Below are 22,462 nucleotides of genomic sequence, written 5' to 3'. Positions count from 1 at the left end.
CTAGTAATAGCTAAATAATGCCTTAATATCTATTTTTGCTTCTAGCCGTGCTGCGATTAAATACAAGCCCGCTAGCTTACGGTGAATAAACAACGCATCAACAGGAGGCGTATGCCATTGCTGCGACTGTGCGCTTAACTGCAAGCCTGCATCTTTAATATTGCTAGCAAGCGCGCTATTTTTAAAATCAAACTCGCCGTTATAGCGCAGTGGCTCGCAGGCCATTAAAAATAAATCAATCACTTTTTCTTTGTAATTGTCTTTGAGGGAATCTTTAAAATAGCCAATATCGGTGGCGGCATTGAGCACCCCCTCACGATCGTTATTACTACCAGCTTTAAATAAAGCTAGATAGGCATTACTTAGTGCTGGGGTAATTTCTCGTGTGGCACCAAAATCAAATAATACTATTTTTTGTGATTCAGGTTGGTAATGAAAATTTGCAAAGTTAGGGTCGGTTTGGATTAAATTAAAGACAAACATTTCTTTAAAAAATAAATCAATCAGTTGCTCAGCAACCCGACTTCGCTCTGATTGTGGTAAATATGTAATGCCCTCTATAGGCTTGGCATCTACATACTCCATGGTTAGCACTTGCGCAGTACTGTGCTGAGGATACACGCTAGGGACTTTGAAATGCGCGTTATCTGCTAACAGGTTTTTGTAACGTGCTAAATACTCAGCTTCTCGAGTGTAGTCGGCCTCGGCTAATAGCTGTGCCTTGGCTTCTGCCACTAAGGGTTTAATATCCAGCTCTTTAGGTAATAACCGCGATAAGGTAAGTAAAGTGATCACGTTATCTACGTCACTCACTACACTTTTTGCGATTCCAGGGTATTGAATTTTAACTGCCAGTTGCGCGCCATTTTCTTTATAAGCTAAATGAACCTGGCCAATGGACGCCGCCGCAAACGGCCTGAGCTCAATATGAGAAAAACGCGATAACCAATCCTCTCCCCACTGCTCTTTTAAAACACTAACCAGTTGTTTGTGTGGCATCGGGTTGGCATCTGAGCGCAATAAAGACAGCAATTGAGCAAGTTCGGGGGTTAGTAGGTCGCCAGCATCCATTGAAAGCAGCTGCCCAAGCTTCATTGCCGCACCGCGCAGGTGTGAGAGTTGAGTGGCTAGGTTTTCAATATTTTTAGGCTGAAGCAATAAGCTTTTATTATCCCAGCCTTTACCAGAAAGCGCACTTTTAGCCCCGCCCACTAACATATTCGTGGCGACGCCAGTGGCTAATGAGCCTAACTTTGCAAAACGTGAAAGTCGAGATGTGGGAACGGATCGCTCATTAGCCATAATTAACCTAATCTATTAATAATAAGGTCAACTAATACGTTTTATTACGCCTATTGGATCTAAATTATAACCGAGGGACTAGCTTAATAGCGCCTTCTACTACTTTTAAATCTAAAGGTAAATTACTTAATAATGCCATTTTAGGATCGTTCATATTTAACTTATAAACGGGGTTAACGGCTAAAAAAGCATTCATTACATCCATGGCCTCGTTATCCAGCACTTCTAAATTACCTTTAAAGCCACCGGCATCAATGCTTGAGTCGAGTAACTTAACATTACGTAAAAATACCGCTTTTTTCTCGCTGTCATAAAAAGGAGTGCCCTGTATTTGCAGCTTTAAGCGCACTGGGTACTTTAATGCAAAAGCATTAATCTCGGCGCTAGAATCTGCACCTAATAAAACATAATCACTATTATCTGGGCCAATATTAACGCTTAAATCATTCACATCAAACTGCACAGGTAAGCCCATCAGGCTAACTTTTTCACTTAATTTAGGTAACTGTTTATTTAGTAACGACTCAACCTCTGAATTTGTAAATGAATAAACCGAAATACCCTGCGTACTGTTACAGGCAGTTAAAAATAGTAGTGAAATAAAAACAAAAATTTTCATGCAAAACCCTATTGGTTAATCGTATAGGCAGTAAGTAACCATAATAAAAAGCCGCTTTAATAGCGGCTTTTTCATTTTAGTTGATAAAAGTGATTGCGCTTAATTTATAGCAAAAATAACTTTTAACCTTGCTAGTGTGTCAGCTGTGACTGAACCCTCGCTGAGTGCTAATAACTGCTTTAAATAATAATTTAAATCAGCGTGTTCGCCACGGTGCTTATCATCAAGCATGGCTACTTGCTCTACCATTCTTTGCGATGAGTTTTGCGAACTTACGCTCGCAAGTATTTCCATACGCGTTAACAGCTGCTCACAGCTCAATGCTGTTTTAACTGCACCATTAAATTGACTCGGGATTGGCTCGTTGTTCTCAAGTGCAACAAATAAAGCATCTAAATTAGCTTGCTCATTTTTAGCCGCTAAGCCTGTCAGTTTTTCATCTATGGCTGATAACAAAGCAGACACTTTAGGGGTTAACGATTTAAACTGTGTATACCCTTTAACTTTGGTTTGCAAGTCAAGTAATTGGGCTTTACCTTCTACACTATTTAATGCTGCTTCAAGCTCATTCAGCTCAGTTGTTGCCAGCTTATCTGACTCGCTTTGTTCGCGCTTTTGCTGTTCAAATTCTTCGCTTCGTTTAGTGAAAGTTGCATCATTAAACTGACGGAATTTTTGCCACAATGCGTTTTCAGCTTTTAAGCCTGCAAACCCTATGGTTTGCCACTGTTGCTGTAACTGCTTTAGCTGTTGGCAAGCGTCTGCTAAATTATCGCTTTGTGATAATTGCTGTGCTTGCTCAACGAGCTCATTTTTAAGTGCGGCATTGCCTTTATGAAACGCGTTAAGTGACGCTACAACCTGTTGCTGCTCTGCCTTATAACGCTCGTTCAACACGCGGTATGTTTTCGGATCAACTTTACCCACACTTCGCCATGCTTTTTGCAAACGGTTATAGTTGCTTTCTAGTTGTTTCCAATCTAAATCAGCCGTATCAGTTGCTTGTAAATGCAGTGCATGCATATCAGCAATCAATTGCTCGCGCTCTGCTTTTGCTGCTTCACGTTGCACTTCTTGCTCAGCGAAGTAGCTGCGACAAGGGGCAAATAAAAGCTCAATTTTTTCATCAAACTCGTTGCCCTGTTGTTTCTCTTGCTCTGTATCAAGGCGTCCTAGCTCGTTCCAACGCTTGCGAAGTACTTTAACTTGATCAGCGCGCTGTTGTGGATCGTTACACGGCTCATCAACTAACGCTGTTACTTCTTCTAAAAGTGCTGCACGTTTTGGTGCGGCCGCATATTTTTGCCAATCTTTAGCATCGGCTAATTGCGCTTCTAGGTCTGCTTTTAAATTAACCAACGGTTGTTGATATTTTTCGGTCAATTCGTTAAATAGCTCTTCGAAGCCTTTAAATACACCAAATGCAACGTTAAAGCGCCCTTCTTCAATTAAACGTTTTACATCACGTGCCTTGCGTTTAGCTTGGCTCTGGGTTTTTTCAAGCGGCTTAGTGAGTTCGCTCATTGCGGCTAAAAATTGCTTTTTATGGCTGTTAAGCTGAGTTTTGAATGACGCTTGTAAATCAGTGCTAAGTACATTTAGGTGACTACGTGCAGTTTTAAATGTGTCATTGAACGCTGTTAACTGTTGATCGTAATCGCTAAGTTGCTCTGCAGGTTTTATTTCAATAAGCGTACTGTAGGCAATTTTATATTCTTTGATCGCCGTAGTTAGCTCAGGTAACTTGGCTACTTGTAAAAATAGTTGCTCAAGCTTATTAATCACTTGTTTTGATTGCTGATCAGCCATCAATTGCGTTTTATCTAGTGTGTCTTTTGCTTGTGCTACTTTTGCATTAAGCCAATCTTGCTGAATTTGCTCTGGGGTTTCTAATCCAAGTTGCAATGCATTTTCAATTTCTTCACTTAATGCTTCTAACGTAGCTAACGCTAACACTTGGCGCTGTTGCTGCGCTAAACGTTGCTGCTCTATTTCATGTTGCGCTTTTAATGTGGCAATGTGAGCATCAAGCTTATCGGTAATTGATATATATTTAGCATCAAGGGTTTTTACATGTTCTTCACTTAGCCATTTTAATTCAAGAGCTTGCCACTGCGCCATGAGTTCTGCAGCTTGTGGGTCAACAATGGCGTAGTCATTTTTATCACGCAATGCATTAAGCTTGGCTAAAATAACACGGGTTGCGTTTTCAACTTGCGATGGCATTTCAAGCGCTAAACGCTCGTTTTCAAGATGACTTTCTAGCGCAACTTTGGCTTCACCTTGAGCATGCTTTAACAGTGCTTTAGTTAACTGCTGAGTAATGACTAAATCAACTAACTGTTTTTGCAGCTCTTCGTTTGCTTCTTTAAAGGCTTTTTCAATCAGTTTAGGGTTAGCTAGGCGTTTTAATAGCTTAACTCTCACTTGCAGTTCTTTTTCAGCAAATGCTAGTTTTTCAAGGGTTTTAACCGGTGCAAAGCGTTCAATGTACTCATTTTTAATCTGCGCCGACAAGCTACTTTCACTGTTTAATACAGCCGATGAGATTTGTTGTTCAGCAACATCTTTCAATGCCTGATCTTGTTTGTAAGCTTTCCACCACAGTGGTAAGTCGTTTACTTTTTGCAGTGCTTTACGACGAATTTCAGCCGATGAGTCTTCAAGGGCTAAGGTGCTTAAAATTGTTACGTCACGTGCCACATCAAGTTTTTCAATCGCATCTAAACGAACTTGTTGCTTTGGGTGTTTCCATTTTGGTGTAAAAAGGTGTTTAAAGATCATTTTCACTGAACCTAGCTATTTCGTTATCTGATTTGAATTCTTTTTGTAGTTGCGCTTTGGTTTTTTGGATCATTTCTCCATTTGCACCAATGGTAAACTGCTCGTTTGATTGTGCTACTTTTGCTTGGTACAACATCACTAGTTGCACTGTTTGTTGCTTTTGCTCATCTGATAAAGGCGTGCCATCTGGCCACTTTCCCGTTGCCGCACCATACTGTAAGCGCTCAAATAATTCTGGAGTAATATTCTGTACTAGGTTGTCAATATTCATGTCATTTTTTCTTTTTCAGAGTCACTAAAATAATACGGTTAATAAGGTACCAAATACAGCCAATGCCAATGGCCGAGGTATACGCATACCACTGAAGTGTTTTTTCTTGAGGTTGTAGGAAGTACAAACAAAAGAAGCCACCTAAAAATAAGATCAGCGCTAAAAAGGAGTGGTTCATAAACATTTGCTGCTTTTTAATTCGCTGCTCACGTTGAAGTTGTTGAACTTGCTCGGCATTTAATTCAGCAACGTTACTTTGGCAATGTGGACACTGCGAATGTTTATCTGAAATTGATTTTGCACATTTGGGGCAACGAGTAATCGCCATACATCTCTCTCCATACTACGCATAAAAAAAGCGCCTTTCGGCGCTTTTCATTGTACTTGTTTTATTGCTCTTTGTCTTTTTTGAATTTAACCCAATAGATGATATTAGGTTATTGGGATCTGTTTATTCAGCGTCTTTAGATTGCTTTTCAAGACGTTTTTCCCAGAAGGTGGCGTTTTTAATCCCTAACTTAACGGGATCAAATGTGATTTGGCCACCTTTTTTCTTCTGGTCTTCATAATCACTCAAACATGTTAAGGCCGGTTTAGCGACAAAGAAAATGGCTAATATACCCAATATGTTGATCCACGCCATTAAGCCAACGCCTATGTCGCCAATAGTCCAAATATAACCGGAACTGTTAACCATGCCGTAGGCTACCATAAACATAATCATAAGTTTTACCACTACAAGCGGAATACTTCCTTTAAAGTAGCGATTTAAGTACGCGATATTTGTCTCAGCAATGAAGTAATAAGCCAGTATGGTGGTAAAAGCAAAGAAGAATAAAGCGATACCTACAAACGCTTCTCCAAAGCTACCAAATACACTAAACAACGCCATTTGGGTGAATGCTGCTGATCCCACTTCAGTTGCCGCATCCACATTTTGTATAATGAATTGCCCTTCTGGCAAAGTACCGACTACATTGTATTGCTGCGTCATTAAAATCATTAATGCCGTTGCTGTACATACAAAAAGTGTATCAACATAAACAGAAAAAGCTTGCACTAAACCTTGCTGTGCAGGGTGATCAACTTCTGCCGCAGCCGCAGCATGAGGACCTGTACCTTGGCCGGCTTCATTAGAGTATATTCCACGCTTAACACCCCAGCCAATTGCAGCACCAAAACCTGCTTGGGCTGTAAATGCATCACCAATAATGAGCGAGAAAATACCCGGGACTTTGTCTATATTTAAAAATACGATAATTAAGGCCAATACGATGTAACCAAGCGCCATAAATGGCACTACAATTTGCGTAAAATTAGCAATGCGCTTTATACCACCAAAAATAATAAACGCTAAAACAATAAGAATAATGGCCAACGCAACCAGTTTAAAACTGCCTACTTCACCAAAACTTGTAGACACCATAGTGCCATCACCAAATACTTGAGTGAATGCGTTGCCCACAGCATTTGCTTGCACGCCCGGTAGGAAAACCCCACAGGCTATAATTGCCGACACAGCAAATAATACAGCCAGCCATTTTTGCCCTAAGCAACGGTCAAAATAATACGCTGGACCACCGCGGTATTGGCCGTCTTCTTCTAATTTATAAATTTGACCTAATGTTGACTCCGCGTATGCAGTACTTGCACCTAAAAAAGCAACAACCCACATCCAGAAAATAGCGCCAGGGCCACCAAAACCAATTGCGGCTGCAACCCCGGCAATATTACCAACCCCTACTCGCCCAGATAATGAGACAGCAAGAGCTTGAAAAGATGAAATCCCTTTTTCTGAGGTGTTAGGGCTAAATAATAGCTTACACATTTCTTTAAAATGTCTAACTTGAGCAAATCGAGTTAGTACGGAGTAAAATAAGCCTGCGCCTAGGCATAAATAGATGAGTGCATCACTCCAAACAACATCATTAACGGCGCTTACAAAAGCTTCCATGAACATCCTCACAGTTATATTTATTATTATTAATTACCATACTCTGCTACTCAGAATACCTGTTATAAGCTTTACGAAATAAGGGATTAATCTTTTCCGTCTTTCTTATTGCTCAATCGATATTAACTTAAGTACCCAATATTGTTAACAGTTAATTTTCAAAACAACTTATTGTTTATTTATATTGAGCCTGCTAAGACAAGGTTTAACTAAGTGCAAATTGATTTAGACTATATGGTATTAAATCTGTCGAGAAGGTGTATTGAAACGTTTTAGTGCTGTGGTGGGTAAATGATTCTTATTTTTTGGTACGGTTGGTTTAGCTAAAAGTAAAAAGGGTATCAATATTATTGATACCCTTTGAAACAAACGTTTTATCTTAAGTTGTCTACAACATTAACAATGGCTGCTAAAGTATCTTGTCCAAATTGATAAGAACGACGATCTGACCAACCATAATCTGGATCGGGTAAGTCATTATTATCTTTAAATGGCATTTCTACTGTGTAAGTAAGTGCTTTAAATTCTTCTGCTGTCGCTGATGAACCTACTGTTAGGTTAGCTTGACCTGGTTCGTCTTTATCGTAGCCATGCGTATCTTGAAACTCTGGAGTAATAGTTAAAAGCGCGGCCTTAAAGCTATCCTCTAAGCCTTTTAGGCGTGCATCATAGCTTGGTATGCCTTCGCTACCGGCAACAAAATTATATGGAATGGCTTCATCACCATGAATGTCTAGGTGCATGTCTAAGCCGGCTTCGCGCATTTTATTAAGCACTAAGTAAACTTCTGGGCTGTTTTCCATGCTGGGTGTTTGCCATTCACGGTTTAAGTTAACCCCTTTAGCGTTAGTGCGTAGGTGACCGCGTGCACTGCCATCTGGATTCATGTTTGGCACGATATAAAATACCGCTTTTGATAGTAACGCTGCTGCATGAGGGTCTTCATCATCAAGTAGCTTGTGTACTAAGCCTTCTACAAACCACTCTGCCATTGTTTCACCTGGGTGTTGACGGGCAGTGATCCAAATTACTTTTTTATCGGCGCTTGGCTGACCAATTTTAAGCACGCTCATGTCACGCCCATCAAGTGTTTGGCCTAGTGTTTCTAGTTGGCAAATTTCTTGGCTTTGCGCCCATGCTAATAAGTCTAAATGACGATCGTAGCTGTAAGGTGCAAAGTAGGCGAAGTAAACGCTGCTGCACTCAGGCTCAAGCTCAAATGTTAATGTGCCATTTTCATACGAAGACGGTACACGGAACCATGTTTGACGGTCGTATGAAGCGACAGCTTGGTAGTCTACCCAACCATCAGGGTATGCAGACTTATCAAGATTATTAATATTTAACTGATGAAGTTGATAAGGCGTTGTCTCAAGACGAAAGTGAAACCACTGATAAAACTCAGACTGGTGATCTTTATTAATTTCTAGCTGAATATTTAACGGATCGGTGGCTTCAATAACTTTAATATTACCACTGTCGAAATTGCTACTGATTTTCATTACAACAAACCTATTAGTTAACTGTGTGTCTTTGACTAAGGCACTTAGCCAAGAGGTAAATACGTGTCACTGCACTTTAAAAGTGTATAAACGCGTACCCAATTTAATAAAGCGTACCATAACCGCTTCACTTTAAAAATCTTCAGGCCTAAAAAAGCCAGCAAGTGCTGGCTTTTCTTAATAGCTCATGTGTTTATCGAGGTAAACTTGGGAATGAGACTTCTGCCATGTCGCGCATACAGCGAACTACCTGACAGCTATAACCAAACTCATTGTCGTACCATACGTAAAGAACAACACGGTTTTCATCAACAATCGTTGCTTGAGAATCAACAACACCTGCGTAACGGCTACCCACTAAATCGGTAGAGACGATTTCAGTTGATGCTGTGTAATCAATTTGATCACGTAGGTCTGAGTGAAGTGCTGTTTCACGTAAAAACGCATTAAGCTCTTCAACCGTTGTACTCTTTTCAAGGTTCAAGTTTAAGATAGCTAACGATACGTTTGGTGTAGGTACACGGATTGCGTTACCTGTTAGTTTACCTTCAAGCTCTGGTAATGCTTTAGAAACCGCTTTCGCAGCACCTGTTTCAGTGATAACCATGTTTAGCGCCGCAGCACGACCACGACGTTCCGCTTTGTGGTAGTTATCAATTAAGTTTTGGTCATTAGTGTACGAGTGAACCGTTTCAACATGGCCATTCTTAATACCAAACTGATCGTTTAATGCTTTAAGTGTTGGCGTAATCGCATTGGTTGTACAGCTTGCTGCACAGACAATTTTGTCTTCCGGTAAAATATCTTGGTTGTTTACACCGTAAACGATATTTTTAATATTACCTTTAGCAGGCGCTGTTAATAATACTTTTGCAGCCCCTTTAGATTCTAAATGCTGACCAAGGCCGGCTTCATCTTTCCAGATACCTGTGTTATCAACGACTAATGCGTTTTCGATGCCGTAGGCGCTGTAATCAACTTCACTTGGCGAGTTAGCGTAGATAACTTGAATGTAGCTACCGTTCGCTTTAATTGCATTACGCTCTTTATCGATAGTGATAGAACCATTAAATGGACCATGGATAGAGTCACGACGTAATAAGCTTGCACGTTTCTCTAAATCGCCATCTTTACCGCCACGCACAACAATAGCGCGAAGGTTTAAATCGGCATACGGGCCTGATTTTTCAATTAATAAACGCGCTAATAAGCGACCGATACGACCAAAACCGTAAAGTACAACGTCACGTGGTGCTTTTGGTTTAGAGTCAACAATTTCAGCAAGTTCATCTTTAACAAACTCTTCTACTGAACGACCATTCGCTGCATCTGTGTATAAATAGCTGTATGCTAATTTACCAATATCGATACGGGCAGAATTTAATTCCATTTTGCTGATAGCTTCTAAGAATGGGAAGCTTTCACGTAGGCGCAGTTTAGTCCCTTCAAATTGAGCTACTGATTTGTGAGACTTGATAATATCAATAGTGCTTGAATTTACTAATGGACGGCCGTAAACAGCGATTTCGATACCACGATTACGGTACAATTTACCAATAATAGGCTGCATGCTTTCTGCGTAATCTTGACGTTCTTGCCAGCTACTTGTGTATTCTAACTCGTGAGATGAGGTCATTTTTTTTACCTAATTAAACAATTTTGAACGGATAGCCTAAGAATGCATCGAATTTTGAGAGCAACGCATTCCTTCGGGCAGGCCTATTCTAATTTAATCTCATTTTATTCTCTACTGTTAGAGACTAAAGTTTAGGCTAGAATAATACTATATGAGGGTCTGTTGACCTTTGCGGATTAAAATTTGTTCAAACTAGGGACAATTTAATCGCGGCGCGAGGTTTGTAACCTAGTGGGCTAAGTCAAAACCGAGCAGCAAAGAGTAAATCGCACCTAGGCAGAACCCTTCGGGCAGCGCCTGTTTGGCATTGATGCTACGTTATCGCCTATTTATGGGGAATAACCACACCACATAGGCTCTGCCTTGTCTCAATACCAAACAGACTGCTGCAAATTCAACCTTGAAAGGTCAACAGACCCTAATAATTTGAGAGACTCGGATGGCTTTTAAGCGCATAACCCTCGCCTTTGCAATGTTGCTTACAGGCTGTGAAGAATCTTTAACCGTTGAAGATATTTGCGTTGAATCGCCGGCCATATGTAGTGATCTTAACCAAGATAGTCACTGTAAAGCGCAGCGAGAACGTACTATTTTTTCTCGTCATCTTGAATCTTTACAACCAACCGATGAACACAAATATCAATTACTTAAAGCGTTTGAGCATTACAATCAATGTATTGCTTTGGCAGCCAACATTCAGCACATAAAACTAAAAAGCAAAACCACGGCTCGCCGACATGCCCACTTAACGAGCATGAGGGAAATGGCACGGATTTATCAACAGACAAAACACACCAGCCACCCGGGCTTGCTTTATTATCATTGGTCAAGAAACAATGACGAAAGTGCATTAACACGTTTGCTCGCTTTAGAACATACTGCAGAAGTTGAACAAAGTGCTGAGATGCAATTTTACTTAGCGTCTTATTACATTAAGGTTGATGAAGAAAAAGCGATTAATTTTTTATACAACACGCTAGCGCTGAATAAAGCGAAGCATGAACCGAACCCTGAAATCTATATGTCTTTAATCAGCCTGTTTTATAAACACCAACAATATAAACATGCTTATATTTTTGCCAAAATAGCTCAGCTTTCTGGTATTGAACATATTGATATACTGTTAATTGAGCAACAATTAATAGCGCAAGGTAAAAGTTTAGAAAGTTTGGATAGGTTAGCCGAGCAAACTTTGCAGCAAATAGATCAAGGAACGTTTATTTCCCCCCGGAAATAATAATACAGATACAAAAAAGGCAGCTTACGCTGCCTTTTTATTTACTTTTTGCTTGTGCCTACTTCAACACGGGTTTTTAACTTTTGCCCCGGTCTAAAGGTAACCACGCGACGTGCTGAAATTGGGATATCTTCTCCCGTTTTCGGATTACGTCCCGGCCTTTCTTTCTTATCTCGAAGATCAAAGTTACCAAATCCAGAGAGCTTAATCTGCTCGCCTTTTTCAAGCGCTGAGCGGATTTCTTCAAAAAACGCTTCAACTAAATCTTTGGCATCTTTTTTATTGATCCCGAGCTTTTCAAATAGGTGTTCAGCTATGTCGGCTTTAGTAAGCGCCATATCTAGTCCCTCAACGATGCATTAAACTGTTCGGCCAGTGCGGCCACCACGTTATCAACTACCTGATTGATATCTTTCTCTTCGAGTGTTCTATCAACCGCTTGCAGTGTTAGAGCAATCGCCAAACTCTTATAATTTGGCTCAATACCTTTGCCCTTATACACATCGAATAAGTTTAGGTCAACCAATTGATTTCCGCCAACTTTTCCGATGACGTTTAAAATATCACCTATTTTAACGCTGTCTTGTACTAAAATAGCGATGTCGCGGCGATTTGATGGGAATTTAGACACCCCAACAGCCTGCGGTAAATTTCTTTTTTCTAATGCCGACATTTCAATTTCAAACACAAAAGTAGCGTTATTGATATCTAACGATTTTTGCGCTTGAGGGTGTAATGCACCAAAGAAACCTACCTTTTTACCATCAACATAAATAACGGCTGATTGACCAGGATGAAGGCCATCTGATTGCTCGGCTTTAATTTCAAAGCGGCTAACATCATTGGTAATAGCAAGTAATGCTTCAACATCCCCTTTTAGGTCGTAAAAATCAACGTTACGTTTTTCTTCAACCCAATGTTCGCCATGCACAAGCCCGGTAATAACACCACCAATAACCGGCACTTGGTAAACGCCATTTTCTGCGCTTTCATCGCTGATAAACTTAAGGCCATGTTCAAATAAGCGAATACGTGGCTGCTGGCGGTTTTGGTTATACGCAACAGATGCCAATAAGCCAGGCATTAAGCTTACACGCATCGCTGACATTTCAATTGAAATTGGGTGCGGCAATACCAATGCGTTACACTCTGGATGTAAAATAGCTTGCGCTTTAGGATCAACAAAACTGTAAGTAATGGCTTCTTGATAGCCACGGGTTACTAGCGCATTACGAAAACGGCTCAGTGCAACAGTTGACTCATCATGTGTGGTCATTTTAAGTTTTGCAGTTGGTGCCACATTAGGAATACTGTTGTAACCGTATACACGTGCTACTTCTTCAATTAAATCTTCTTCAATACGAATATCAAAGCGGTAGCTTGGTACATCAGCGCTCCAGCTATCATTGTCAAATTTAACATCAAGACCTAAACGCGTAAGAATATCGGTTACTTTTGCATCGTCAATGTGATGACCAATAACACGGTCTAAACGTGAACGACGTAAACGTACTTCAGTTACTTTTGGTAACTTATCAGCAGCAACAGCTTCAACGATTGGACCTGCGTTACCACCTACAATCTCCAGAAGTAACGCTGTAGCGCGCTCCATGGCATCGTGTTGTAGTGCAAAGTCTACGCCACGCTCATAGCGATGAGATGCATCAGTGTGCAAACCATAGCTGCGTGCTTGTCCTGCAATAGCCACTGGGTTGAAGAATGCGCTTTCTAGTAAAATATCAGCTGTTTTTTCAGTAACACCCGATTGCTCACCGCCAAAAATACCAGCAATGGCTAGTGCTTTATGATGATCGGCAATCACTAATGTCGATTCATTTAATTTAGCCGTATTACCGTCTAATAAAACCAGCTCTTCACCTGGGTTTGCACTACGTACTTTAATTCCACCTTCAATCGCATTTAAATCAAATGCATGCATTGGGTGACCAAGCTCTAATAATACAAAGTTAGTCACATCAACAACCGGATCGATTGAACGTACACCGCTACGACGTAGCTTTTCAACCATCCATAATGGCGTCTCAGCGTTTAGGTTAATGCCCTTAATAACACGCCCTAAATAACGAGGACAGGCATCATCGTTAACCAACTCAATAGATACTTTGTCTTCAATTGTCGGGGTTACCGCTGGAATGCTTAATGTATTTACATCAATACTGTTAAGTACGCCGACTTCGCGGGCAAGCCCTTTAATACCAAGACAGTCGCCACGGTTAGGCGTTAAATCTACGTCAATAATGTTGTCATCAAGCGCTAAATATTCGCGTAAACCTGTACCAATAGGCGCATCAAGTGGCAATTCCATAATGCCATCGCCTTCTTCACTAATACCTAGCTCATCAAACGCACATAACATGCCGTGTGAAGGCTGACCACGAAGTTTGGCTTTTTTAATTTTGAAATCGCCTGGTAACACTGCGCCAACAGTGGCAACTGCAACTTTTATACCTTGGCGGCAATTTGGTGCACCACATACAATATCAAGCAGTTCATCACCACCAACATTAATTTTTGTTACACGTAGTTTATCTGCATCAGGGTGCTGGCCACACTCAACCACTTCACCTACCACAACGCCATTAAATTTGGCTGCTGCCGGCTCAACGCCATCTACTTCTAAACCAGCCATTGAAAGCTGTTCCGAAAGAGCTTGCGTATCAATTGCAGGATTTACCCACTCTCTTAACCACTTTTCACTAAATTTCATTTTATCTCTTCACTCTTAACGGAACTGGTTTAGGAATTTTAAGTCATTTTCGAAAAATGCACGTAAATCGTTTACGCCGTAACGCAACATGGTTAAGCGCTCAACACCCATACCAAAAGCGAAACCTGTGTATTTTTCAGGATCGATGCCTACAGACTTAAGTACGTTAGGATGAACCATGCCGCAGCCTAATACTTCTAACCATTTACCGTCTTTACCCATCACGTCCACTTCTGCTGAAGGCTCTGTAAACGGGAAGAATGAAGGACGAAAACGAATTTCCATGTCTTCTTCAAAAAAGTTACGTAAAAAGTCATGTAAAATACCTTTAAGCTCAGTGAAGCTTACATCAGTATCAACCATCAACCCTTCCACCTGATGGAACATAGGCGTGTGTGTTTGGTCGTAATCGTTACGGTATACACGCCCTGGCGAAATAATACGCAGTGGCGGTTGCTCAGTTTCCATAGTACGAATTTGTACACCACTGGTTTGAGTACGTAAAACCAGCTTAGGATTAAAGTAAAAGGTATCGTGATCGGCGCGAGCTGGGTGATGCTCTGGTATATTTAACGCATCAAAGTTATGAAAATCATCTTCAACTTCAGGGCCTGATTTAACAGCAAAGCCAAGTTCACCAAAGAAGCTTTCAATACGCTCAATGGTGCGAGTTACTGGGTGCAAACCACCCGATGGCATAACACGCCCAGGTAAAGTTACATCGATTGTTTCTGCTGCTAGTTTTTCTTCTAATGCTTTACTTGCTAACAATTCACGCTTGTCATTAATCGCAACTTGCACGTCTTGCTTAGCTTGGTTAATTACTTGGCCTGCTTCTTTACGTTCTTCAGGGGCAATTTTACCTAACGTTTTAAGTAAGCTGGTAATTTCGCCTTTTTTACCAAGATAGTTAACCCTGATCTCTTCTAGCTGCGCGATTTCACTGGCACTGGCTACCGCCTCAAGTGCTTGCGCTAATATGTTTTCTAAGTTCATTCGATACCTGATCTTTCACAGAAGGTGATTACAATTTAGTTAGCTAATGATAACTGAAAGCAGGGTCTAGATTCTAGACCTACTACAGCTTTAGCGTTGATTTTATAAAAGGAATAGTCAATTTTCGTTGTGCAGCCATGGATGCGTGATCTAATTTGTCTAATACATCCAATAAAGCACGCATATCACGACTCAAACGCGTTAATAAAAATCGCGCACATTCATCGCTCAGTTCAAGCCCACGCATATTTGCACGCTTAACCAGCGCCTGTGCTTTATCATCGTCACTCATAGAACGAATTTGAAACGTAGTGCCCCACTTTAAACGGGATTCTAAGTCGGGCAAGCTAATATTAAGCATGTTAGGCAGTAAATCGGCAGTCACTACCAGCATTTTATTGGGCTCATTAAAGCGATTAAAAAAGTTAAATAACGCTTTTTCCCATGCATCATTGCCTGCTACCAAGTGCACATCATCAATACACAATACATCCAATGCTTCAAGCCCATCTAAAACCATTGGTCCAAAATGAATGACCTCGCGCATGGAAAGCAGCATATTAGATAAGCCACGCTCTTGTGCTTGAATACAGGTAGCATATAGTAAGTGAGATTTACCAGAATCTCCTAAGCCACACAAATAGGTATACTGAAAAGAGTGAGCAAGCTTAGAAAAGCTATCTTTGAGATGATTTACCTCGAGTGAGTCTTCACCGCCAAAGTAGGATGCAAATGTTTCATCGTCCGGTAAAGTAACCGGCAATGCCATTTGTATTGGCTCTTGAGTTAGCATTAATTTACAACCCATTGATACTCTAGGCTTTGCTCATCAACTATGTGATAAAAAGCACGAGGATCAACATAGTCTTTAAAGGCGTTATCCAGGCCAAGGGCTTTTTTAAGGTCACTCACAGTCCCCGTATGATGAAGCTCAAACTCAACCGAATCGGGTGTTTTGCGTAAAATAACAGCTTGAGTTACTACGCTTAGATTCATTAAGCGGCGCTTAGCCAATTCAATATCAACAAAGCTCTCAGTCCCTTTTAAAGTTAAATTGGCAGTACGCTGCTCATAATAAGCATTAGGATCAATCGCATATTCACCAGCTAAATCTTGTGCTAAATCATCAATCATTTGCGCAACAATTTGCTGTCTATAGCCAGTGATACGGTTAGATTCAAACATTTCATCATTGGTAAAGCGCCAATCTAGTACCCAATTATCAGAGTTAAACGCTTGATACATTCTAGCAGTAATACTTCGCTCAGCACTGTAGCGTTTAGATGCCTCTTCTACAGGCCCAGAAAAATTTCCCCAAACTTCAGGGACACCAACAAGCCGTCTGTCTTGTAAATCGAGTAAAGGCACAACAACCGGTAAACCGCGGCGGCTTGCTTTGTCGTAAATCAGTTGCTCTAACTGAGGATAACTCTCTTGAGTAACCAGCTCTCGCTGCCTGTTATCTTCAATGCCTAACCAGATGGCAACCAGTGGGCGTTGAGCTCCCCACAACGGCAAATTAAGATCTTTTATTAGTGCATTGATCTTTCGCGCTTCAAATTTAACTAGTAACTTAAGCGTTCCAGGAATACGCTCATCGTATTCAAATTTAAGCATATAATCAGATATATCTTTGGTGCGTTGCTGTGCTATCTGATTTTCATCTGCACTTTTATCACCACTCACTTTTACTAGTACGTTAAGAAGCGCTTTGCGACTAGCGTCTAAACGCGCATCACGAGATTTATCTTCTACAACCAAAATATCTTGATATAGATCAGTTACTTCAACTGCAGATACAGAAACACAAAAGAAAATGGATAAGGCGCTAATTAATAATCTATACACAGGCAAATCAATATTGGTTTTAAACTGTTTTGATCCTAAATCAAAGCCACTAACAAAGCAAAATTATATTTTTACAGTGACTAAAGCTGCTGATTAAGTCGAACTTTCTTGTATTAAGAGTCGCTGCGCTACTTCGTAGCTATAAGGCAGTAGAATATCATGGTGCCGACAACGATAGAGAATGCATAACCGATGCATGGAGTAGGCATTAGTCTCTGATCAACTCTCTTCCTTTAACCTATTACCTTTTACCTTGACCTGCATTTTCACTTTATTCCAAACACGAAAAAGCCCAACGACTGCTAGTCGGGCTTTTTCGTGTTTGGAGTCATGGTGCCGATAACGATAGAGAATGCATAACCGATGCATGGAGTATGCATTAGGCTCTGATCAATTCTCTTCCTTTAACCTGTTACCTTTTATCTTGCATCTGTATTTTCACTTCCTGCAGACGTAAAAAAGCCCGACTCTTTCGAATCGGGCTTTCTCTTATTTGGAGCCTGGTAATGTCCTACTTTCACATAGCAAATGCTACACTATCATCGGCGCTGTTTCGTTTCACTACTGAGTTCGGCATGGGGTCAGGTGGGTCCAAAACGCTATTGTCACCAAGCAAATTTGGTGTAAGTTCGATTTAATCAAGCTTACTAAAATTTGGAATTCTGATAATAAAAGTCTTCAAGTATCTACTTTAGTCTATTAACTTCTTGCTTAAACTGTCGCATAAAACGCGTTTGGCGTTGTATGGTTAAGCCTCACGGGTAATTAGTACAAGTTAGCTTAATGGCTCACACCACTTCCACATCTTGCCTATCAACGTTGTAGTCTTCAACGGCCCTTCAGAGACTTTAAAAGTCTAGTGAGAACTCATCTCGAGGCCTGCTTCGCGCTTAGATGCTTTCAGCGCTTATCAGTTCCGAACGTAGCTACCGGGCAATGCCATTGGCATGACAACCCGAACACCAGCGGTTCGTTCACTCCGGTCCTCTCGTACTAGGAGCAACCCCTCTCAATTCTCAAACGCCCACGGCAGATAGGGACCGAACTGTCTCACGACGTTCTAAACCCAGCTCGCGTACCACTTTAAATGGCGAACAGCCATACCCTTGGGACCGACTTCAGCCCCAGGATGTGATGAGCCGACATCGAGGTGCCAAACACCGCCGTCGATATGAACTCTTGGGCGGTATCAGCCTGTTATCCCCGGAGTACCTTTTATCCGTTGAGCGATGGCCCTTCCATTCAGAACCACCGGATCACTATGACCTACTTTCGTACCTGCTCGACGTGTCTGTCTCGCAGTTAAGCTGGCTTCTACCATTACACTAACCGTACGATGTCCGACCGTACTTAGCCAACCTTCGTGCTCCTCCGTTACTCTTTGGGAGGAGACCGCCCCAGTCAAACTACCCACCAGGCACTGTCCGTAACCCCGATTCAGGGGCCAACGTTAGAACATCAAAACTACAAGGGTGGTATTTCAAGGACGACTCCACAAAAACTAGCGTCTCTGCTTCTAAGTCTCCCACCTATCCTACACATGTAGGTTCAATGTTCAGTGCCAAGCTGTAGTAAAGGTTCACGGGGTCTTTCCGTCTAGCCGCGGGTACACAGCATCTTCACTGCGATTTCAATTTCACTGAGTCTCGGGTGGAGACAGCGTGGCCATGGTTACACCATTCGTGCAGGTCGGAACTTACCCGACAAGGAATTTCGCTACCTTAGGACCGTTATAGTTACGGCCGCCGTTTACCGGGGCTTCGATCAAGAGCTTCTCCGAAGATAACCCCATCAATTAACCTTCCGGCACCGGGCAGGTGTCACACCGTATACGTCATCTTGCGATTTTGCACAGTGCTGTGTTTTTAATAAACAGTCCCAGCCACCTGGTCACTGCGGCTCCAATCAGCTTAAAGAGCAAGTCTCATCACCAATCGGAGCGTACCTTCTCCCGAAGTTACGGTACGATTTTGCCTAGTTCCTTCACCCGAGTTCTCTCAAGCGCCTTAGTATTCTCTACCTGACCACCTGTGTCGGTTTGGGGTACGATTCGGTATAATCTGAAGCTTAGAGGCTTTTCCTGGAAGTATGGCATCAGCAACTTCATCACCTTGGTGACTCGTCTCGTGTCTCAGCCTAACAGCAACCCGGATTTACCTAAGTCGCTAGCCTACACACTTTCACATGGACTACCATCGCCATGCTTGCTTAGCCTGCTCCGTCCCCCCATCGCAATTATACCAAGTACGGAAATATTAATCCGTTTCCCATCGACTACGCCTTTCGGCCTCGCCTTAGGGGTCGACTTACCCTACCCTGATTAACATGGGATAGGAACCCTTGGTCTTCCGGCGTGCGGGTTTTTCACCCGCATTATCGTTACTCATGTCAGCATTCGCACTTCTGATACGTCCAGCATACCTCCCGGTACACCTTCAACCGCTTACAGAACGCTCCCCTACCACTCAAAATAAATTTTGAATCCGCAGCTTCGGTGCATAGTTTAGCCCCGTTACATCTTCCGCGCAGACCGACTCGACCAGTGAGCTATTACGCTTTCTTTAAAGGATGGCTGCTTCTAAGCCAACCTCCTGGCTGTCTGGGCCTTTCCACATCGTTTCCCACTTAACTATGACTTTGGGACCTTAGCTGGCGGTCTGGGTTGTTTCCCTCTTCACGACGGACGTTAGCACCCGCCGTGTGTCTCCCGGATATTACTTTACGGTATTCGGAGTTTGCAAAGGGTTGGTAAGTCGGGATGACCCCCTAGCCTTAACAGTGCTCTACCCCCGTAAGTATTCGTCCGAGGCTCTACCTAAATAGATTTCGGGGAGAACCAGCTATCTCCCGGTTTGATTAGCCTTTCACTCCTAACCACAGGTCATCCCCTAACTTTTCAACGTTAGTGGGTTCGGTCCTCCAGTTGATGTTACTCAACCTTCAACCTGCCCATGGCTAGATCACCGGGTTTCGGGTCTATACCTTGCAACTATTCGCCCAGTTAAGACTCGGTTTCCCTACGGCTACCCTAATCGGTTAACCTCGCTACAAAATATAAGTCGCTGACCCATTATACAAAAGGTACGCAGTCACCCAACAAGTGGGCTCCTACTGCTTGTACGTACACGGTTTCAGGTTCTATTTCACTCCCCTCACAGGGGTTCTTTTCGCCTTTCCCTCACGGTACTGGTTCACTATCGGTCAGTTGGGAGTATTTAGCCTTAGATGATGGTCCACCTATATTCAGTCAAAGTTTCACGTGCTCCGACCTACTCGATTTCACTTAAAATGCGTTTTCATGTACGGGACTATCACCCTGTATCGTGGCACTTTCCAGAGCCTTCCATTAACACATAATAAGCTTAAGGGCTGTTCCGATTTCGCTCGCCGCTACTATCGGAATCTCGGTTGATTTCTTTTCCTACGGGTACTTAGATGTTTCAGTTCTCCGCGTTCGCCTCGTTAACCTATGTATTCAGTTAACGATACCTGCAAGCAGGTGGGTTTCCCCATTCGGAAATCCTAGTCTCAAGTGCTTTTTACTAGCTTGACTAGGCTTATCGCAAGTTAATACGTCCTTCATCGCCTCCAACTGCCAAGGCATCCACCGTGTACGCTTAGTCACTTAACCATACAACCCAAACGGGTCTTTGTTTTGTGACAGTTTAACTTCGCCAGAAGTTAATATTGAATACTAAAGTAGATACCAATCAACAAACGAAACGTTCATTAAATGGCACTGAATGATACTGCTATCATTCTTTTTTACTTTTGAAAACTCTGTACAAATACACTGTATTCATACGAATTTTATTATCAGCTTTTCCAAATTTTTAAAGAGCATATTAATTAGTCAACTCAAAGAGCAAACTAACTAACAATCATCTGTGTGGACACTACGAACAAATAAGTTCTAAATCGTATAAGGAGGTGATCCAGCCCCAGGTTCCCCTAGGGCTACCTTGTTACGACTTCACCCCAGTCATGAATCACTCCGTGGTAAACGTCCTCCCGAGGGTTAGACTATCTACTTCTGGAGCAACCCACTCCCATGGTGTGACGGGCGGTGTGTACAAGGCCCGGGAACGTATTCACCGCGTCATTCTGATACGCGATTACTAGCGATTCCGACTTCATGGAGTCGAGTTGCAGACTCCAATCCGGACTACGACGCACTTTAAGTGATTCGCTTACTCTCGCGAGTTCGCAGCACTCTGTATGCGCCATTGTAGCACGTGTGTAGCCCTACACGTAAGGGCCATGATGACTTGACGTCGTCCCCACCTTCCTCCGGTTTATCACCGGCAGTCTCCTTAGAGTTCTCAGCATTACCTGCTAGCAACTAAGGATAGGGGTTGCGCTCGTTGCGGGACTTAACCCAACATCTCACAACACGAGCTGACGACAGCCATGCAGCACCTGTATCAGAGTTCCCGAAGGCACCAAACTATCTCTAGTAAGTTCTCTGTATGTCAAGTGTAGGTAAGGTTCTTCGCGTTGCATCGAATTAAACCACATGCTCCACCGCTTGTGCGGGCCCCCGTCAATTCATTTGAGTTTTAACCTTGCGGCCGTACTCCCCAGGCGGTCTACTTAATGCGTTAGCTTTGAAAAACAGAACCGAGGTTCCGAGCTTCTAGTAGACATCGTTTACGGCGTGGACTACCAGGGTATCTAATCCTGTTTGCTCCCCACGCTTTCGTACATGAGCGTCAGTGTTGACCCAGGTGGCTGCCTTCGCCATCGGTATTCCTTCAGATCTCTACGCATTTCACCGCTACACCTGAAATTCTACCACCCTCTATCACACTCTAGTTTGCCAGTTCGAAATGCAGTTCCCAGGTTGAGCCCGGGGCTTTCACATCTCGCTTAACAAACCGCCTGCGTACGCTTTACGCCCAGTAATTCCGATTAACGCTCGCACCCTCCGTATTACCGCGGCTGCTGGCACGGAGTTAGCCGGTGCTTCTTCTGTCAGTAACGTCACAGCTAGCAGGTATTAACTACTAACCTTTCCTCCTGACTGAAAGTGCTTTACAACCCGAAGGCCTTCTTCACACACGCGGCATGGCTGCATCAGGCTTGCGCCCATTGTGCAATATTCCCCACTGCTGCCTCCCGTAGGAGTCTGGGCCGTGTCTCAGTCCCAGTGTGGCTGATCATCCTCTCAAACCAGCTAGGGATCGTCGCCTTGGTGAGCCATTACCTCACCAACTAGCTAATCCCACTTGGGCCAATCTAAAGGCGAGAGCCGAAGCCCCCTTTGGTCCGTAGACATTATGCGGTATTAGCAGTCGTTTCCAACTGTTGTCCCCCACCTCAAGGCATGTTCCCAAGCATTACTCACCCGTCCGCCGCTCGTCATCTTCTAGCAAGCTAGAAATGTTACCGCTCGACTTGCATGTGTTAGGCCTGCCGCCAGCGTTCAATCTGAGCCATGATCAAACTCTTCAATTAAAAAGTTTTATGTCTTTCGACAGCTCAATGAATTCTGAATTTATTTAATATCTTTCGATATTGAATTGACTGTGCAGAATAATTACCTAAGTAACTATTCTGTTGGTCACTCAGTTTAAATTGAGACT

Annotated in this window: 14 protein-coding genes and 3 rRNA genes; 1 reads left to right on the top strand and 16 read right to left on the bottom strand. The window is 42.5% G+C overall.

Annotated features, from left to right (window positions below; genetic code table 11):
* From ABZP26_RS06285 to ABZP26_RS06250, 8 genes are all read right to left on the bottom strand, one after another.
* Positions 1-1,302 carry an ABC1 kinase family protein gene (locus ABZP26_RS06285; RefSeq protein WP_368485497.1) on the bottom strand — a complete coding sequence of 434 codons (1,302 nt, stop codon included), beginning with the start codon at positions 1,300-1,302 and terminating at the stop codon, positions 1-3.
* A 64-nt stretch (positions 1,303-1,366) separates the two neighbouring features.
* Entirely contained in the window at positions 1,367-1,921 is a 555-nt protein-coding gene (locus tag ABZP26_RS06280) for a DUF1439 domain-containing protein (protein ID WP_036956135.1), read from the bottom strand.
* A gap of 99 nt (positions 1,922-2,020) precedes the next feature.
* Positions 2,021-4,705 (bottom strand): DUF349 domain-containing protein, encoded by a 2,685-nt coding sequence (locus ABZP26_RS06275; RefSeq protein WP_368485496.1) that lies wholly within the window; start codon positions 4,703-4,705, stop codon positions 2,021-2,023.
* Positions 4,695-4,976 (bottom strand): YeaC family protein, encoded by a 282-nt coding sequence (locus tag ABZP26_RS06270; protein WP_013464607.1) that lies wholly within the window; start codon positions 4,974-4,976, stop codon positions 4,695-4,697. The genes ABZP26_RS06275 and ABZP26_RS06270 overlap by 11 nt, the downstream gene beginning before the upstream one ends.
* 1 nt (position 4,977) lies before the next feature.
* Positions 4,978-5,304: a hypothetical protein gene (locus ABZP26_RS06265; RefSeq protein ID WP_096038316.1), complete on the bottom strand. Its 327-nt coding sequence runs from the start codon at positions 5,302-5,304 to the stop codon at positions 4,978-4,980.
* Positions 5,305-5,427: 123 nt separating this feature from the next.
* The gene (locus ABZP26_RS06260; RefSeq protein WP_096038315.1) at positions 5,428-6,930 is read right to left on the bottom strand and encodes a sodium:alanine symporter family protein; all 1,503 of its coding nucleotides are present in this window, start codon (positions 6,928-6,930) and stop codon (positions 5,428-5,430) included.
* 374 nt (positions 6,931-7,304) lie between these two features.
* Entirely contained in the window at positions 7,305-8,432 is a 1,128-nt protein-coding gene (locus ABZP26_RS06255; protein ID WP_013464604.1) for a M14-type cytosolic carboxypeptidase, read from the bottom strand.
* A 193-nt stretch (positions 8,433-8,625) separates the two neighbouring features.
* Entirely contained in the window at positions 8,626-10,068 is a 1,443-nt protein-coding gene (locus tag ABZP26_RS06250) for a glyceraldehyde-3-phosphate dehydrogenase (protein ID WP_368485495.1), read from the bottom strand.
* 439 nt (positions 10,069-10,507) lie between these two features.
* Between ABZP26_RS06250 and ABZP26_RS06245 the strand changes: the two genes are divergently transcribed.
* Complete coding sequence (locus tag ABZP26_RS06245; RefSeq protein ID WP_368485494.1) at positions 10,508-11,305, top strand: DUF2989 domain-containing protein; 798 nt, start codon at positions 10,508-10,510, stop codon at positions 11,303-11,305.
* 41 nt (positions 11,306-11,346) lie between these two features.
* Here the strand turns inward: ABZP26_RS06245 and ihfA are convergent, their stop codons facing one another.
* From ihfA to ABZP26_RS06205, 8 genes are all read right to left on the bottom strand, one after another.
* Complete coding sequence (gene ihfA, locus ABZP26_RS06240) at positions 11,347-11,643, bottom strand: integration host factor subunit alpha (RefSeq protein ID WP_008114070.1); 297 nt, start codon at positions 11,641-11,643, stop codon at positions 11,347-11,349.
* A 2-nt stretch (positions 11,644-11,645) separates the two neighbouring features.
* The gene (gene pheT, locus ABZP26_RS06235; protein WP_368485493.1) at positions 11,646-14,033 is read right to left on the bottom strand and encodes a phenylalanine--tRNA ligase subunit beta; all 2,388 of its coding nucleotides are present in this window, start codon (positions 14,031-14,033) and stop codon (positions 11,646-11,648) included.
* A gap of 15 nt (positions 14,034-14,048) precedes the next feature.
* A complete protein-coding gene (gene pheS, locus ABZP26_RS06230; protein WP_013464600.1) occupies positions 14,049-15,029 on the bottom strand; it encodes a phenylalanine--tRNA ligase subunit alpha in 981 nt (326 codons plus the stop codon).
* Between the two features lie 82 nt (positions 15,030-15,111).
* On the bottom strand, positions 15,112-15,822 hold the full coding sequence (gene hda / locus ABZP26_RS06225; RefSeq protein ID WP_024603126.1) for a DnaA inactivator Hda: 711 nt from the start codon (positions 15,820-15,822) through the stop codon (positions 15,112-15,114).
* A complete protein-coding gene (locus ABZP26_RS06220; RefSeq protein ID WP_368485492.1) occupies positions 15,822-16,877 on the bottom strand; it encodes a DUF2066 domain-containing protein in 1,056 nt (351 codons plus the stop codon). Before ABZP26_RS06220 ends, hda begins: the two co-directional genes overlap by 1 nt.
* Before the next feature lie 498 nt (positions 16,878-17,375).
* A 5S ribosomal RNA gene (rrf, locus tag ABZP26_RS06215) occupies positions 17,376-17,490 on the bottom strand.
* Positions 17,491-17,621: 131 nt separating this feature from the next.
* Positions 17,622-20,508, bottom strand: a 23S ribosomal RNA gene (locus tag ABZP26_RS06210).
* A 292-nt stretch (positions 20,509-20,800) separates the two neighbouring features.
* Positions 20,801-22,334: ribosomal RNA gene (locus ABZP26_RS06205) — 16S ribosomal RNA — on the bottom strand.
* The 16S, 23S and 5S rRNA genes sit together here, the layout of an rRNA operon.
* Between the last annotated feature and the right edge of the window lie 128 nt (positions 22,335-22,462).

Origin of the sequence: Pseudoalteromonas sp. SD03, assembly GCF_040937955.1 — a bacterium.
Lineage (GTDB): Bacteria > Pseudomonadota > Gammaproteobacteria > Enterobacterales > Alteromonadaceae > Pseudoalteromonas > Pseudoalteromonas tetraodonis.
Note: the sequence above shows the minus strand (reverse complement) of the source record. Positions and strands in the feature narration are given on the sequence as shown.